Annotated in this window: 14 protein-coding genes; 9 read left to right on the top strand and 5 right to left on the bottom strand. The window is 44.3% G+C overall.

What is annotated here, in order from left to right:
- The first annotated feature begins 71 nt into the window (after positions 1 to 71).
- The 9 genes from ACVW2L_RS20025 (at position 72) to ACVW2L_RS19985 (ending at position 11,500) form a co-directional block, all read left to right on the top strand.
- Positions 72 to 878, top strand: coding sequence for a carbon-nitrogen hydrolase family protein (locus ACVW2L_RS20025; protein WP_457129726.1), 807 nt, complete (start codon positions 72 to 74; stop codon positions 876 to 878).
- Positions 879 to 1,108: 230 nt separating this feature from the next.
- Complete coding sequence (gene thrA, locus ACVW2L_RS20020) at positions 1,109 to 3,559, top strand: bifunctional aspartate kinase/homoserine dehydrogenase I (RefSeq protein ID WP_457129725.1); 2,451 nt, start codon at positions 1,109 to 1,111, stop codon at positions 3,557 to 3,559.
- 66 nt (positions 3,560 to 3,625) lie between these two features.
- Entirely contained in the window at positions 3,626 to 4,603 is a 978-nt protein-coding gene (locus ACVW2L_RS20015; protein ID WP_457129724.1) for a homoserine kinase, read from the top strand.
- A 97-nt stretch (positions 4,604 to 4,700) separates the two neighbouring features.
- Positions 4,701 to 6,008, top strand: a complete 1,308-nt coding sequence (gene thrC / locus ACVW2L_RS20010; RefSeq protein WP_457129723.1) for a threonine synthase — start codon at positions 4,701 to 4,703, stop codon at positions 6,006 to 6,008.
- A 41-nt stretch (positions 6,009 to 6,049) separates the two neighbouring features.
- On the top strand, positions 6,050 to 6,292 hold the full coding sequence (locus tag ACVW2L_RS20005) for a DUF6364 family protein (RefSeq protein ID WP_457129722.1): 243 nt from the start codon (positions 6,050 to 6,052) through the stop codon (positions 6,290 to 6,292).
- Positions 6,282 to 6,701 (top strand): type II toxin-antitoxin system VapC family toxin, encoded by a 420-nt coding sequence (locus ACVW2L_RS20000; protein ID WP_457129721.1) that lies wholly within the window; start codon positions 6,282 to 6,284, stop codon positions 6,699 to 6,701. Before ACVW2L_RS20005 ends, ACVW2L_RS20000 begins: the two co-directional genes overlap by 11 nt.
- A 236-nt stretch (positions 6,702 to 6,937) precedes the next feature.
- The gene (locus ACVW2L_RS19995) at positions 6,938 to 8,101 is read left to right on the top strand and encodes a zinc-dependent alcohol dehydrogenase (protein WP_457129720.1); all 1,164 of its coding nucleotides are present in this window, start codon (positions 6,938 to 6,940) and stop codon (positions 8,099 to 8,101) included.
- A 16-nt stretch (positions 8,102 to 8,117) separates the two neighbouring features.
- The gene (locus ACVW2L_RS19990) at positions 8,118 to 8,912 is read left to right on the top strand and encodes an SDR family NAD(P)-dependent oxidoreductase (RefSeq protein WP_457129719.1); all 795 of its coding nucleotides are present in this window, start codon (positions 8,118 to 8,120) and stop codon (positions 8,910 to 8,912) included.
- Positions 8,913 to 9,091: 179 nt separating this feature from the next.
- Positions 9,092 to 11,500 (top strand): PAS domain-containing protein, encoded by a 2,409-nt coding sequence (locus ACVW2L_RS19985; RefSeq protein ID WP_457129718.1) that lies wholly within the window; start codon positions 9,092 to 9,094, stop codon positions 11,498 to 11,500.
- Between the two features lie 292 nt (positions 11,501 to 11,792).
- On the opposite strand, the gene ACVW2L_RS19980 is transcribed toward ACVW2L_RS19985, so the two are convergent.
- Genes ACVW2L_RS19980 through ACVW2L_RS19960 form a run of 5 tightly spaced genes read right to left on the bottom strand, consistent with a single transcriptional unit; the run spans position 11,793 to position 16,946 of the window.
- Positions 11,793 to 12,173 carry a cupin domain-containing protein gene (locus tag ACVW2L_RS19980; RefSeq protein ID WP_457129717.1) on the bottom strand — a complete coding sequence of 127 codons (381 nt, stop codon included), beginning with the start codon at positions 12,171 to 12,173 and terminating at the stop codon, positions 11,793 to 11,795.
- A 12-nt stretch (positions 12,174 to 12,185) separates the two neighbouring features.
- A complete protein-coding gene (locus tag ACVW2L_RS19975; RefSeq protein WP_457129716.1) occupies positions 12,186 to 14,261 on the bottom strand; it encodes a transketolase C-terminal domain-containing protein in 2,076 nt (691 codons plus the stop codon).
- 30 nt (positions 14,262 to 14,291) lie between these two features.
- Positions 14,292 to 15,047: an SDR family NAD(P)-dependent oxidoreductase gene (locus tag ACVW2L_RS19970; RefSeq protein WP_457129715.1), complete on the bottom strand. Its 756-nt coding sequence runs from the start codon at positions 15,045 to 15,047 to the stop codon at positions 14,292 to 14,294.
- 37 nt (positions 15,048 to 15,084) lie between these two features.
- Positions 15,085 to 16,158 carry a zinc-dependent alcohol dehydrogenase gene (locus tag ACVW2L_RS19965; protein WP_457129714.1) on the bottom strand — a complete coding sequence of 358 codons (1,074 nt, stop codon included), beginning with the start codon at positions 16,156 to 16,158 and terminating at the stop codon, positions 15,085 to 15,087.
- Positions 16,159 to 16,160: 2 nt separating this feature from the next.
- Positions 16,161 to 16,946 (bottom strand): cyclase family protein, encoded by a 786-nt coding sequence (locus ACVW2L_RS19960; protein WP_457129713.1) that lies wholly within the window; start codon positions 16,944 to 16,946, stop codon positions 16,161 to 16,163.
- Between the last annotated feature and the right edge of the window lie 53 nt (positions 16,947 to 16,999).

The raw sequence follows: 16,999 nt of genomic DNA, 5'->3' as shown, positions 1-16,999 counted from the left end.
GTATAAATTTAACAAAGCGCTGAAAAATAAAACGCCTGCGCTGCTTATCTTTAGGCCTTAACAACGCCAACATGAAAATTGCTTTAGCTTCGCCCACATTTCCAAAATCTGTTAATGATGGTTTGCAATCACTAAAAAAATTGACACAGGAAGCGGCTGCGCAAAAGGCGGAGATCATCTGTTTTCCCGAATCGTTCCTTCCCGGTTACCCCTACGAGGAATTTAATGTAAGCAAGTGCTCGCCCGAAGAGCTGCAATTGGCCTTGCAAGAAGCTAAGGCAATAGCCACCGAAAATAACATTGCCATAATACTGCCTATGGACTGGTACGCTGACGATAAATATTTAAACGTGGCGCATGTAATATCTGCCCAGGGAGAGTTATTAGGCTATCAAGCCAAAGTACAGCTTGACCCCAGCGAAGACAACATTTGGGATGCAGGGACCGACAGGCAGACGTTTGAGGTGAATGGCTTAAAATTCGGCATTGTTATCTGTCACGAAGGTTTCCGCTACCCAGAGACCGCAAGGTGGGCAGCAAGGCGCGGGGCGCAGGTAGTTTTCCATCCGCATGCAGCGGGCAGTAATAAAAGTGGTGATGTACCAACAGAATGGGGTGATAGAAACAGTCCGTATTACGAAAAAGCAATGATGATGCGCTCCATTGAGAACAGCGTATATTTTGTTAGTGTAAATTATGCTTTTGAATATCCTGAGTCCGCAAGTACCGTTATAGCACCGGATGGTAGTTATATAGCACATCAGCCGTATACCGTACCGGGTGTGTTGGTTGTTGATATTGATCCGCAATTGGCTACAGGTTACCTGGCTAAGCGTTATAAACATAGCCCGCACCAACAAGGTATACAAAGTCTGTAGACTTAATAAAAAAAATAACGCTTTAATTTTGCTATTTAGAAAATTTACCGTTTAATTTGCCCACGCAATAAAACAATGATAAAAACTAACACCATAACAACAACCATTACTACCACCGGGATAAATATCGGAGGAAGATAATCGTATGGTGTAACCAGATAAAGAAAAAACCACATGAGCGCCTTCCTCCGGAAACCGGGGAAGGCGTTTTTGTTTAATAGCTATTACAAATGAAAGTTTTAAAATTTGGCGGCACATCCGTAGGTTCAGTTCAGAGCATCAGTACTTTAATTGATATTTTAAAGAACGAGGTGACAACAACGGGCCAAAAGCCAATTGTGGTGCTGTCTGCCATGAGCGGCGTAACCAACCTGCTGCTTTCAATGGCAGAACAGGCTGCGGAGGGACACGACTTTGTTGCCGGTCTTGCCGAATTGGAGCGCCGCCATTTTGATGTAGTAAAGGAACTTTTGGAGATTCAAAACCAAAACCCTGCTTTAACCCGCCTTAAGCTAAACTTTAATCAGTTAGAGGAACTTTTGCAAGGCATTTTAACCCTGCGCGAGCTTACACCAAAAACCCGCGACCTGGTTTTAAGCTACGGCGAGCGTTGCTCTGCCATGATGATAAGCAGGATAGCCGCGCAATATTTTCCCGAGGCTATTTATGTTGACGCGTCTGAATTGATAAAAACCGATAGCAGTTTTGGCAACGCCAGGGTACAAACAGAAATTACAGAGCAGATCATCCGTGGGTTTTACAACGGGCATAAAGATAAAATGCTGTTTGTTACCGGATTTATTTCCGGCAACGATCAGGGGCAAATAACCACCCTTGGCCGTGGCGGTAGTGATTATACAGCGGCCATTTTCGCGGCAGCGCTAAACGCAAAAGAAATAGAAATATGGACCGATGTTAACGGCATGATGACCGCCGACCCCCGCATGGTTAAAAAGGCTTTTAGCCTGCCGGAGTTAACTTATACGGAAGCCATGGAGCTATCCTACTTCGGCGCAAAGGTGATCTATCCCCCTACCATGATCCCGGCTTTCATGAAGAAGATCCCAATTGTTATTCGCAATACTTTTGAGCCGGAATTTAAGGGAACTTTTATCCGTCACGATTGCAAGCCATCAAACCTGGTCATAAAAGGCATATCATCTATTAATAACATCAGTATACTCAACGTTCAGGGTAGCGGCATGGTGGGCAAATCAGGCTTTAGCGGCCGCTTGTTCTCATTACTTGCCCGCGAACAGATCAACGTTATACTGATTACGCAATCATCTTCAGAACATAGTATAACTTTCGCCGTATCACCTACTGATACCGAGAAAGCCATGAAGGTTATTGAACAGGAGTTTGAGCTGGAGCTGATGGCCAAAAAACTGGAAAACATTGATATTGAGCAGGACCTTGCCATTTTAGCCGTTGTTGGCGAAAATATGAAGGAAACCCCGGGTGTATCCGGAAAATTGTTCAGTTCGCTTGGCCGTAACGGGGTAAATGTACGTGCAATAGCGCAGGGCTCGTCAGAGTATAATATATCGGTTATCATATCAGCAAGCGATCTGAACAAGGCCTTAAACGCAGTTCATGATGCTTTCTTTGTTGAGTTAACCAAAACCTTGCACGCCTTTTGCCTGGGCACCGGCAACATAGGCAAAACACTGTTTAAGCAGTTGAATGGTCATACTACCTTCCTTAAAGAAAATAACGGTATCCAGGTTAAAATTGCAGGCATAAGCAATACCCGTAAAATGGCATTCAACAGTGATGGCATTGATCTGGACGAATGGGAAGAAGCACTGGAAAGATCGCACGATACTGCCGACCTGGCCGGCTTTGTTGCCAAAATGCAAAGTATGAATTTGCCTAACTGCGTGTTTATTGATAACACCGCAAGCCCTAAGCCAATTGCTTTTTACGAGGATGTATTGAAATCAACTATATCTATAGTAACCTGTAATAAAATAGGTAACTCCGGGCCATACAGTCAGTATAAAGTATTCCGCGATGCGGCGCGCCAGCACGGCGTTGATTTCTTTTATGAGACCAACGTAGGTGCAGGTTTGCCCATCATCCGCACTTTAAAAGATCTGATGAACAGTGGCGACCGCGTGCAGCGCATTGAAGCTATCTTGTCGGGCACTATATCATTCATCTTTAACAACTTTAAAGGTGCTGTAAGTTTTCATGATGTGGTTAAACTGGCGCAGGAAAAAGGCTATACCGAACCTGATCCGCGTGATGACCTGCGTGGCACCGACTTTATGCGCAAAATGCTGATCCTGGCACGCGATGCGGGCTACAGTTTAGAGGCAAATGATGTTAAAATAGGCAGCATTTTACCACAAGCTTGTTTAGATGCGCAATCGGTTGATGATTTTTACGCTGCCTTAAAAGCAGAAGATGCCTATTTTGCCAACCTTAAAGCCCAAGCTGAAAGCAATGGCAAAGTGTTAAGATACATAGGCATATTAGAGAACGGCAAAGCGGCTATAACACTTGAAATGGTTGATGAAAATCACCCTTTCTTTACTCTTTCCGGCAGTGATAACATCATATCATTCACAACCGACAGATATAGAGAGCGCCCGTTAGTGGTTAAAGGCCCTGGTGCGGGTGCAGAGGTTACAGCGGCTGGTGTATTTGCTGATTTGATAAATGTAGGGGCGTAGATGATTTGCAGATGAGTGGATATGCAGATATGCAAATGACCATTTAATAAGGATTACAATACAAACATGGAAGAATTAGTAACGTCGGAAAAAATGCCAGCATTTGATATAAAAGAAAAAAGCGTTCACGTTTTTGCCCCGGCAACCGTTGCCAACGTGGTATGTGGGTTTGATGTGTTGGGCTTTGCCGTAAACGAGCCGGGCGATGAGGTGATAATGCGGATTACTGACAAACCGGGTATTACCATTAGCAAAATTACCGGAGATGACGGCAGGTTGCCGCTTAGCCCGGAAAAAAATACGGTGAGTGTTAGTGTAAAGCATTACCTGCAAAGCATCGGTCGTGATGATATAGGTTTGGATATTGAGTTGCATAAAAAAATGCCTATTGGCAGCGGTTTGGGCTCCAGCTCGGCAAGTACTGTGGCGGGTTTGTTTGCTATTAAAACCCTTTTGGGCGATGACAGCGACCCGATAAAACTTTTACCCTTTGCCATGAAAGGTGAAGAAATGGCCTGCGGGCATGGGCATGCGGATAACGTGGCGCCCGCCCTGTTTGGTGGCTTTGTATTGATCCGCAGCTATGAGCCGTTGGATGTGGTTAGATTACCGCACCCTAAAGGTTTGTATTGCGCCATCGTGTTCCCTGATGTTGATGTGCCTACCCGCGAAGCCAGGCAGATCATCCGCAATAAAATTTATATGAAAGATGCCGTTACCCAATGGGGCAATATTGCCGGTTTGGTAAGCGGTTTATTTATGGGCGATATTGACCTGATAGGCCGCAGCATGAAAGATGTTTTGGTTGAGCCGGTACGTTCTATGCTGATACCTGATTTTTACAAAATGCGCGAAATGGCGATGGGGTTAGGCGCGGTGAGTTTCGGCATTTCCGGTTCGGGCCCATCGGTATTTGCGTTTACAAAAGATGAAGAAACAGCAAAGCAGATCACCCAGAAATTACAAAAGCATTTAACTGCGATAAAGATCGGCTCGCAAGCGTATGTATCACCAATTAATGATGCAGGGCCAAGGGTGATATAAGCCCCACCCAAACCCTCCCCGGTAGGGAGGGCTTTTAATTAACTAATGAATAAATATTAAAGTCTCCCCTACCGGGGGAGATTTAGAGGGGGCTCAAATGAAATTATACAGTACCAATAATCCGGAATCAAGCGTTAGCTTTAAAGAGGCGGTTTTTAACAGCATGCCGCAGGATAAGGGCCTTTACATGCCTCAGAACATCCCTCGTTTAAGCGACCTTTTCCTCAATAACCTGGATAGCTACAGCCTGCCAGAAATTGCCTTTCATGTAGCGAGCAATTTGATAGGTGATGATATTCCGGAAGAAGACCTGAAAGCCATTATATACGATGCCATTAACTTTTACGCACCCATTGTAAAACTGGAAGATAAAGCTTATGTATTGGAGCTTTTCCACGGACCATCATTGGCGTTTAAAGATTTCGGTGCACGGTTTATGAGCCGTGTAATGAGTTATTTTCTTAAGGAAGGCGAAAAGCAGCTTGATGTATTGGTAGCAACATCAGGCGATACCGGCGGCGCCGTAGCCTTAGGCTTTTTAGGTGTACCGAATACCCGCGTAACTATTCTTTATCCCAAAGGAAAAGTAAGCGATATACAAGAACTGCAGTTAACCACCAACGGACAAAACATTCGTGCCTTAGAAATTAACGGCACTTTTGATGATTGCCAGGCTTTGGTTAAACAAGCGTTTACAGATGCTAAACTGAACGAGAAGTACCGTTTAACATCAGCCAACTCTATCAACATAGCGCGTTTGATACCGCAAACATTCTATTACTTTAATGCCTATGCGCAGGCGCTAAAACAAGGCAAAACCAAAGTGATATTCTCTGTGCCCAGCGGCAATTTCGGCAATTTAGGTGCAGGCCTGTTAGCGTGGAAAATGGGTTTACCCGTCCATCAATTTATTGCTGCAACTAACGCTAATGATACCGTTCCGCAGTTTTTAAAGACAGGAGTTTACGATCCGAAACCATCTGTAGCTACGCTATCAAATGCGATGGACGTGGGCAATCCAAGCAACTGGGTGCGCATTGCCGACCTGTTCAAAGCAGATGCAGATCAGCTTAAAACATTAATAAAAGGATATAGCTATACCGACGAAGAAACAAGCGCCGCTATTGAAGCTATTTACGCCAATTACAAATATGTTGCTTGTCCGCATACCGCAATAGCGTGGCGCGCTTTAAAAGATCATCAGCAGGAGAATAAAGATGAGGCGACCGGCATATTTTTATCCACCGCTCATCCATGCAAGTTTCCGGATGCTTATTCAAAAGAAATAGCAGCAAAAATTGACCAGCCAGACCAGGTAAAAGAGCTACAGGCAAAAGAAAAACAATCGGTTGAGTTGGGTAAAGATTTTGAAGGATTTAAAGATTACTTGTTGAAGAACGCATAGAATCTATGCGCATAAATTAAATATATACGTATATTTGTTATATGAAAACGCATGTAAACTTGTCTATAGAAAAAGATTTGGTTAAACAGATTAAGGCATATGCTGAAAAGCATCAAACCAGCGTCTCTGATTTGGTTGAAGCATACTTTAGCAAAATTGTTAAACCGAGAAAAAAATCGAATATTATTAACTTAATAGAAAGTTTAGAAAAGCCTGCTATTGACGAAAACATCGATTTAAAGAAAGCTTATTACGAGGATCAAGCTTCTAAATATGGCTTCTAAAATTTTCCTTGATGCTAATATCCTATTAAACTTCACTTTAAAAAGAGGGAATTATAATGCATCACAACAGTTAATTGAACATGTGGTTGACGGACAATTTCAACCTTATATAACTCCGGCTATAGTACACATAACAGGGTATTGGTTGAGTAAGACCTATAGTAAGATCAAAACAAAAGAGATACTTTTAGAATTATTAACTGCTGTAAAAGTTATTGATTGCAAACACGACTTAGTTATCAACGCGTTAAATTCTGCGATGACAGATATTGAAGATGCGTTACAATATTATACCGCCTTACACCATAAAATTGATTATTTCATAACTTGCGATAAACACCTTAAGAAAGCAGCAATCCCTTCTTTACCTGTTTATTTGCCAGAGGAGTTTTTAGCAGAATTTTTATAGTAAGTCAATTCAGCCCTCTTTATACTAAAACGCTACTAATTTTAGGCAGTTAATAACATTGTCGTAGCAAAATCTATACGCCACCCTTATCGCGGTTCCATACTTTAGCCCATAATCTCTTACTATTCCCTCCAACAGCAAATTATTTATGCCGCTGCCTTTACTGTGGAATACTCTTTGTTAATTTTCTATAATAAGAAATTTTATTAATCAATAATTACTAAAACCTATTATTTATGAAAGCAGCAGTCTTCCACAAACCTGGCGATATTCGTTACGATACAATGCCAGACCCGCGCCTTGAACAGGCCACGGATGTGATATTGAGAGTAACATCCACAGCTATCTGCGGTTCTGATCTTCACATACTAAGCGGCGCGGTACCGCAACCAGAGCCGATGATAATGGGACACGAGTTTATGGGAATTGTGGAAGAGGTAGGCGCAGAAGTTAAAAATTTAAAAAAAGGTGATCGTGTTGTAGTACCCTTCCCTATTGCCTGCGGGCACTGCTTTTTTTGCTGTCACGGCGCATCACCGGCTTGCGAAAATTCTAATTATAAACACTACGGGCCAAACGGCGATCTGATGGATCAGAAAGGCGCGGCCTTGTTTGGTTATACCGATCTGTATGGCGGTTACTCTGGCGGGCAGGCGGAGTATGTGCGCGTGCCTTATGCAGACATTAGTCCGCGCATAGTACCCGATAACATGACGGATGAACAAGTACTTTTCCTAACCGACATTTTCCCCACAGGATGGTCTGCAATTGATTGGGCTCAGCTTAAAGGTGGCGAAGTAGTGGCAATTTTCGGCTCAGGCCCTGTTGGGTTAATGGCGCAAAAAGCGGCATGGATAAACGGCGCAAGCCGGGTTATAGCTATTGATCCGCTAAACTATCGCCTTGAAAAAGCCAAAGCTGTTAATAAAGTAGACACACTAAATCCCGACGAAGTAGACGTGGTTGAAGCCATTCGTGCCATGACCGGCGGCCGTGGTGCAGATGTGTGCGTGGACGCGGTTGGCTTTGAGCCGGAACGCACATTTCTGGATAAGGTTAAGGCCACCATCAATTTTGAAAAAGGCAGCATGAAAGTTTTAGACCTTTGCTTTGAAGCCGTGCGTCGTTCTGGCACAGTATCCATAATGGGCGTTTATGGTTCACCTTACGATAATTTCCCGCTACACAGGCTGTTTGATAAAGGAATTACCCTTAAAATGGGACAGGCACCTGTGTTAAATTATATAGATCATCTGATAGATCTGGTTAAAGAAGAAAAAGTGGCACTGGATGACATCATTACCCATAAACTGCCGCTTAGCCAGGTATCGCATGGCTATAAGATATTTGATGAGAAAGAGGAAGACTGCGTAAAAGTGGTGTTACAACCAGGAGAATAAAATAAAAAATACACTTATGGAAAATCAAACAAAAACGGCCCTTATTACCGGCGGAACCAGTGGTATAGGCAAAGAATTAGCAAAATTATTTGCGCTGGATGGCTATAAACTGATCATAGTGGCGCGTAATCAAAATGAATTGGACAACACAGCTACTGAGCTGCGCGGGCTTGGTGTACAAGTTGACACTATTGCAAAGGATCTTTCAAAAATGGATGAAGCTTTTGCATTGTGTCAGGAAGTAAGTCAGCAAGTGGATGTATTGGTTAATGATGCAGCGCAAGGCGTATATGGTTTATTTATGGAGAATGACATTGAGCGCGAACTGGATATCGTTCACCTAAATATTTGCGCTACTGTAATACTTACCAAACACTTTGCAACGCAAATGGCTGCGCGCGGCGAAGGCAGGGTGCTTAATTTAGGATCAATAGCCAGCAAAATGCCCGGCCCATGGCAGGCAGTTTATCATGGGACTAAGGCCTTTGTATATTCATTCACCATGGCTATTCGCCAGGAAATGAAAGACTCGGGCGTTACTTTCACTACCCTGATGCCGGGCGTTACGGATACAGATTTCTTCAATAAAGCAGGCATGAATGAAAGCAGAATAGTACAGGATAAAGACGCCATGTCTGACCCTGCAGACGTTGCGAAAGATGGCTATGAAGCTTTAATGGCCGGCGATGACTATGTTATATCCGGGTTTAAGAACAAAGTGATGGTTGGTTCGGCCAACCTGATGCCCGACAGTGCTGTAACTAAAATGATGGACGAGCAGCAAAAACCGGTTGAGCAAGGCCAACAATAAGAGTAATTTAAACTACAATGCATGGCGCCCGTAAAGGGCGCTTTGTGTTTATTGACAATTTAAAACAAGTGTGGTAAACAATAAAGTTGTAAATTATAAAGAAACTGCAACCGTCACATTAAACAAAAATGTTGATTTTTAGTTATTTTGGTTGTTGATTGTTAAAACGACTATCTTTTATGTTATCTGCCGACGGAGAAGACCTGAATAAAACCATACTTACTGCGCCTATTGGCATTTGTATCCTCAATGCTGACAGCTTAGTTACTGAGACCGTTAATGATAAATTTCTGGAGGTGGCAGGAAAACACCAAAATGAAGTTTTGGGCAAACGCTATTGGGATGTATTTACAGAAACCCGCCCTTTGAATGAACCGGCAATGACCGGCGTAATAACCACGGGCGAACCTTATTACGGAAATGAGGTAGAATTAGTAATTACCAGGCATGGCGTGGTAGAAAGAGTATTTGTAACTTTCGTTTATTCGCCGGTAACAGATAAAACCGGCAAAGTTACCAAGGTGTCGGTATGGGTTTTAGAAAACACAAAACAGGTAGCCGCGCGCAAAAAAGAGGCTGATGCAAAAGCTATTCTTCAACGGGAGCGCAATAGGCTAAAAAGCATTTTTATGCAAGCGCCAGCCAGTATTTGCATACTGCAAGGCCCCGATCTGGTTTATGAGTTAATAAATCCCGCTTATCAGAAAATAATACCCCATAGGAATGTATTAGGCCGGCCCATCTTTGAAGCCCTACCAGAACTTGTAGGCACGCCCTTACAGGATGAGGTACTGAAGGTTTATAGCACCGGCACGCCATATCAGGTTGATAACCTATTGGTACCTGTTGCAGATTATGAAGGCGGCCCGACAAAAGATAGATATTTCACATCAAGCTTTTATGCGCAGCGCGATGACAACAACGATATAGATGGTATAGTTAATATTGTTTTCGAAGTAACGGGCTTCATAAAAATCCAGCAGGAACTTCATGAAGCCCGCGAACAAGCTGATAAGCAAAAACGGATCTATGAAACCATCACATCCGGCACACCCGATCTGATGTATGTGTGGGACCTTGACTATAAATTTACTTACGTTAATAAGGCCCTGCTTAACATGTGGGGAAAAACCTGGGATACGGCTATTGGAAGGGGCTTCAGGGACCATGGGTATGAAGAGTGGCACGCAACCATGCACGAGCGGGAAACCGACCGGATAGTAGCCAACAAACAGCCTATACGCGGCGAAGTTGCTTTTCCGCACGCAACATTGGGTCGAAGGATCTATGATTACATATTGATACCCGTACTTAATGATCACGGCGAAGTGGAGGCTATTGCCGGCACCACGCGCGATGTGACAGAGCGCAAACGGATGGAAGATGCCCTGGCGCAAAGTACAGAAGAATTGCAGGCCATTAACGAGGAAATGGCCGCCAGTAACGAAGAGCAAATAGCATCCAATGAAGAACTGATAGCAACTAATAATGAGTTAGAGTTAGTTAATCAGCAACTGCTTCATGCCAGGCAAAAAGTTGAGGAGAGCGAAGTAGCACTTCGTTTAGCAATAGAAGCATCTGATTCGGGTACCTATTCTATCAATACCAAAACGCTGGAGTTTTATGCTTCGTCGCGTTTGAAAGAGCTACATGGTTTTCGGCGTGATGAAAACCCGTCCTACCAGGACCTTATAGCGCAAGTGCGGGATGATTACAGGCAAGCTGTTAGTGATATGGTGGAAGCAGCAATTACAAAGGGCGACAAATTTGATCTGATTTTTCCGGTCATCGGATTTCATGATGATAAACAACGCTGGCTGCGGTCGGTAGGTACTTTTCAGCAGGTGGCTAACAATTCAGAAACTTATTTTGCCGGTATTACCAATGATGTGACAGAACAAAAAGAGGACGAACAACGCAAAAATGATTTCATTGGGATGGTGAGTCATGAACTAAAAACCCCGCTAACTTCGCTCACCGCTATTGTGCAGGTTGCCAATGCCAAATTAAAGCATAACGAAGATCCGTTCCTGGCGGGAGCAATGGAAAAAGCCAACCTACAGGTTAAGCGGATGAGTAAGATGATAAATGGCTTTCTGAATGTGTCGAGGTTGGAGTCTGCAAAGCTATTGATAGACAAAAAAGAATTCGACCTGCACCACCTGATAGAAGAAGTGGTTAAAGAAACTGCTCTGAGTGTATCTACTCACAATATTACCATGAATTTATGCCATATAATTGTTAATGCTGATGCAGATAAGATAGGCTCGGTGGTTACCAACCTTGTGAGCAATGCGGTTAAATACTCGCCAAAGGGAAAAGAAGTTGAAGTAAAATGCGAAGTGATAGACGATAAAGTACATGTAAGCGTTAAAGATGAAGGCTTCGGTTTGTCGCCCGAGGATAAGGCAAAAGTTTTTGAGCGTTATTTCCGCGTAGAAAGCAGCAATACAAGGCACATTTCTGGTTTTGGCATTGGCTTGTACCTAAGCGCAGAGATCGTCCACCATCATGGCGGTGAAATTTGGGTAGACAGCGAGCCGGGCAAAGGTTCTACATTTTATTTTAGTCTGCCCATTAAAAATTAAACCATGGGTAAACCTATTTTAGGACGAGAAAGTGGGACAAAAAATGCCTATTTTGTATTCGTACTGATAAACAGCAATTTAACGCAAATCCACAGCTAAACTTCCTGACGAATAAGTAGTCTCACTTTGTCCCGCTTAAAAAAGTCAAATAACTTACTATCAAATAGTTGCTGCAATAATTGTCCCACGGTATCTCAATCTGTCTCACACTCGTGTGGGACAGCACAGCACAAAAAAGCCCTCCCGATCGCTCAGGAAGGCTCAGCATTAAACCCAACCGAAAAAGGGTGCCTTATTCAGGGAAATCAATTCCCTCAAACATCTTATAGTTATCAATATTGGTGGCAGGTGCAAAAAAGCATACCACTTTCATTTCAGTATCTCCGGTGTTCTTCAGCATGTGTACTTTGCCTTGTTCAAACAAAATGGCAGAGCCTTCGCGCACCTCGCCAACTTCCCCCTCTATCATTACCTTGCCGTTGCCTTTTATAATGTAGATCAGCTCCTCGCTTTGCGGATGCGAATGCGCCGGCCTTACCGCCTGGCCAGGCAAAACACGGATAACACAACAAGACAAATGGTTAGCTTTAAGCGAATCTTCGCTGGCCAGCCAGCGCATAAACCTGCCCGGGTGCTCTACTTCGGGTACGTCGGCTTCGTTTATAATCGTCATATCAATATCGTATTAAACTGTTTTTAAAGTGTTCAAAATGGTTTGGCTTAACGCAGCTCCGTTCAGGTTATAATGTGCCGCCAGCTCGGCATACGTGCCGGAGTGGATGTAATGCAACCCGCCGTTAGTGGTTGTGTTGATGGCGATAAGCTGTTTGGTATTGATGCTGCTTTCCTGCTCAAATAGCACCTTGCGGAAGTGCGACCACAGGTAACCATTGTTCTGCTCGGCAATAAACACCGGCTTACCTGAGCGATATAGCTTAACAATGGCATCGGCATCAATAGTGGGCATATCAACCACGTTAACTGTTATACCTTCTGCTTCTAACTTATCAGCAGCATCCAGCGCCTCGTACACTCCACGACCAGAGCTAACTATTGTAGCCTCTGCATCTGCCGAGTGTTTAACAATGTAAGCTTTGCTAAACTCAAAGCTAAAATCGGCATCATAGATAGCGTTGGATGGCGCACGCAGCAAACGCATGTAGATCATGCCTTTATTGCCTTCCATTATCCATTTTAAAACACCCAATAATTGCTGCGGGCACGATACATTGATGATCTTGAGCTGAGCAACTTCGTTAAACAGCATCACATCGTCATTGCCCATGTGGGTAGCGCCGTTTGATTGTGTTTCCAGATCGGCTGCGGTGGCAACCATGGTATAATCCAATCCGTGCCCTTCACTTAGCCAACCGTCAGGCTCGGCAATAACCTCAAGGCGCTCCTGATGGCCAACGGCAATGCGGCGCATAACCTTCCAGTCAAAAAACGGGCAGAAGGTACTTACCCAGGCGTTACCGCCCAATATGGCAAACGCCTCGCCTAACAACATCATGTTTGATTCTGCCACACCGGCGTTTAACGCACGGTATTTGTCAACAAACCCAATACCCGATTGCAAACCGCTGGTAGATGCCAGGTCGGAGTCGACAGAAAATACGCGCTCGTCCTGGGCAAAGGCTTTCATGGATAGCTCAATCACTTTATTGGCTGCATAAGGTTTCCCCTTTTCCAGCTTAGGTAATTGTGCTGCGTTGTATCTTATCTTTTTATCGCGTACCGGTGCTTTTTGAGTTTTAACAGGAGTGTCTATGCTTGTGATCTTATCTTTTTCAATTTTAAGACCGATCTTCTCCCCATGTTTTTGAATAGTGGCTCGCACCTCTTCAAATTCTTCGCCGCTTAACCGGTTGAAGAATTTAAAGAAATCCAGCTCTCGGGCAGTTCGTTGGTTGAACTGCAGTTGATCTTCCTGGTCTAGAATATCAGTAGCAATGGTGGCCTTGTGGGTATTCATATAGTCTGACAAGCCACCATGCCCCTTTGTGGTTTTGCAGATGATGACGGTTGGCCTGCCATCTCGCTCACCATATTTAAAGTCCTGCAAGGCAGCATAAACGGGGTGATACTTGGTAGCATCAACCTCAATTACCTTCCACCCAAAGCTGGCAAAGGTGCCGCTTAAGCTGTTATGCGGAAAGTGCAGGGTGCTGGTTATATCCAACTGGCCCCCGTTGTTATCAACCATTACGCAAAGGTTATCCAGTCGTTTGGCACCTGCGTACATTACGGTTTCCCAAACAGGCCCCTCCTGTAATTCGCCGTCGCCGGTAACCGTGTAAACATCAAATTGCGGCGAACGCTGGCCTGCTACCGCAAAACCCTGCGCCACGCCGATGCCCTGGCCCATTGGGCCGGTGGCAACGTGAACACCGGGCAATACCGGACCGGGGTGACCATTCAGTATACTTTTAACCGACCGCGAATTTTTTAATACGGCCTTATCAAAATAACCCAGATCTGAGTAAATAGATGCCAGAGTAGCTACGGCGTGGCCTTTGCTCAGCACAAACATATCCTGATCTGTAGCGGTTGGTTGTTCTACATTTACATCAATAATGCCGCCGTAAAAAAGGCTAACCATTGGTATAGTTGCAGACGACGCACCGCCAATGTGGATAGAGCTATCTACCGCGTGCCTGCACTGGTACAGGTTAAGCAATCTTATATCAGAATCTTTAACCTGCAGCAGGTGCGTGATCCCTTTATTAACTAACGATTTTTTTTCCTCTAAATAAACCAAAACAGTACGTTTAAATTTTAATAAATCTGATTACATGATAGACCAGCCGCCATCAACAAAGTAGGCCGCGCCTGTTACAAACGATGCCTCATCTGATGCCAGGAAATACATTACATTGGCAACTTCTTCTGATGTACCCATGCGGCCAAAAACACTTTTTGATCCAAGGAAAGCTTCGGTAGCTGCAGGGTCGGGCGAATCATTTATAGAACCGCGTAGCAAAGGGGTATCAATTGCACCCGGCACCACGCAGTTTACGCGGATGTTTTTCTCAGCAAGGTCAAATGCCATGCTGCGGGTAAGGGTATCAATAGCACCTTTTGATGATGAATAAGCAGCGCGCTCACCCACTGTACGGTAACCTAATATAGAGCCCGTGTTTACAATGGCGCCTTTGCCTTGCTCAAACATCATGGGGGCAAAAGCATTCGTCATGTAGTACATGCCTTTCAGGTTGATATCATACAGGCGTGTCCAATCGTCTTCAGAGCATTGGGTAATACTTCCTCTAACTTCTAAACCTGCGTTGTTGATCAATACATCAGCACGGCCAAAGTGTTGCTTTGTTGTTTCGGCAGCATTTTGCACCTCTTCCTTTTTTGATATATCGCAATGGCAATAAACCGCATTGGTTCCTATGGCTTTTATCTTTTCAACAGCTGTGGCACCTTTTTCATCATTTATGTCGCAGATAACAATATCGTATCCGTTTCTGGCAAATTTTTCAGCAGCAGCCAGGCCCAATCCTGATGCTCCGCCGCTTACTATCATTACTTTATTACTCATATAGGTTTGATTTAATTTTTGGTCAAATACTAATAGATTACATTCCGTTTGGTTTAGTAGCCACCTTTATGGCACCTTCTTTTCTGCCTTCAAAAACATCCAGCGCTATGGCAAAATCTTTAAGCGCGAAGCGATGCGTCATTAAAGGTGTAAGGTCTACGCGGCCATTTACCAGCAGATCAATAGCTTCCTGCGCGGTGTTAGGGTTTGCGCGGTTGCCTATTAACTCCACTTCATCCAATACAATTCTTTTTATAGGGAGTAAGGGATCTGAATGCGGAATACCGATCATAGATACTACGCCACCTTTTGAAGCAGCCAAACAAGCCAAACGGATTGATTCACTTGTGCCCGCGCATTCCAACACAGCTGGCACACCCAACCCGTTGGTTAATGCTTTTATTTGCGCTAAAACATCGCCCGCTTTATAACTGATGCCGATAGCGCCCAGCTCTTCCGCTTTTTTCAATCGCTCTCCACTGCCAACTGCCAGTATTCTGCCGGCACCTAAAGCCTTGGCACAAAGTATGGCCATTAAGCCTTGCGGGCCAGTACCTAATATCAGTACGTCATCGCCCGGCTGTAAGCGCGAACGTTTAACAGTGTATAAAGCGATGCTCAATGGGTCAACACAGGCCGCATACTCCAGATCCATTGAATCAGGCACTTTGTAAATGCTTTTTACCGATGTACGCATGTATTGCGCATATGCACCCGGTGTATAGTGCCCGTATTGGCGGTGACCGCGCTCCTCGTGCCCGTAGTTTAAGCAATTGTTAAAACGGCCCTTCATACAGTTGGCGCAATAACCGCAACCGCAATGCGAGATACCGCAAACGCGGTCGCCCTCTTTCCAGCCCAGGCTAAGCGCTTTAGGCCCAGACTGAACAATAGTGCCAGACCACTCATGGCCCGGAATAAACGGATATCCGGTTGGCCAAAAGCCGGGAAAATCTCCGTTTATTATATGTGGGTCCGTACCGCAAATAAAGGTAGTATCAACCTTACAGATCACTTCGTCAGTATCCGGCTGTGGCACTGCTACCGTTTGTATTTCAAAATCACGAACGCCTTTTAATACAACAGCGTCCATTTGGTTAGGTAAACTCATAATTATTTGATATTACTTTCGGGCACTATGGCCACACCCCTGAACGGAGAGCCTGAGCCTCCTTTTATTTTAAGTGGTAAACCCACGAACCAAAACTCGTGCGCAGGGATCATGTCCACTTGTGCCAGATTTTCGATGTTAAGTATTTCTCTTTCGCGGCACACAATGTGGGCAGGCTGTTCTTTAACAACCGCCACCTCGTTAAAGCTGTCAATGCTCGGCGCATCGGCTCCAATGCTTATAGCGCCCAAATCATTCAGGTACTCAATTGCGCTTCGGTCAACACCCGGATAATCGCGGATGTAGCCAAAGTTGTCATTCCATTTTTTGTACCAGCCGGTGTAATACAACACTACCGATTGTGGCTTAATGGTTACCCCTGTTTTTTCGATAGCTTCTTCAATATCAGCTCTGGTTATGTAGCTGCTTGGTTCTTTGTGCGAGAAATCAAACCAAACACCGGGTGCCATAAACCATTCTAAAGGCAGTTCATTAATAGCACGCGCATCGGGCTCATTAACTACGTGATTAATTGCATCAACGTGGGTGTTAGAGTGATCGCACATGGTAAAGCCCACCACTTTGTAAGAGTATGGGGCTTTGGTTAACCCCATTTTTTGTGTTTCCTCGTGAGATAGGTGGTTCCATATCAGCGTGCGCTGATGGCCGATAAATGTAGGGTCCGTAGTAGCAATGGTATGACTAAGGTCGGTTACAACACAGTCAATACCCATAAAGTTCATTTTTGTCTGGAACTGAAACGGCGGACAAAAGGCTTTCTTAAACATGTATAATTCGGGTTAATGTTTACAAATCAATTATCTATATGCCCCTCTAAATT

Source organism: Mucilaginibacter sp. HD30 (assembly GCF_054061755.1).
Note: the sequence above shows the minus strand (reverse complement) of the source record. Positions and strands in the feature narration are given on the sequence as shown.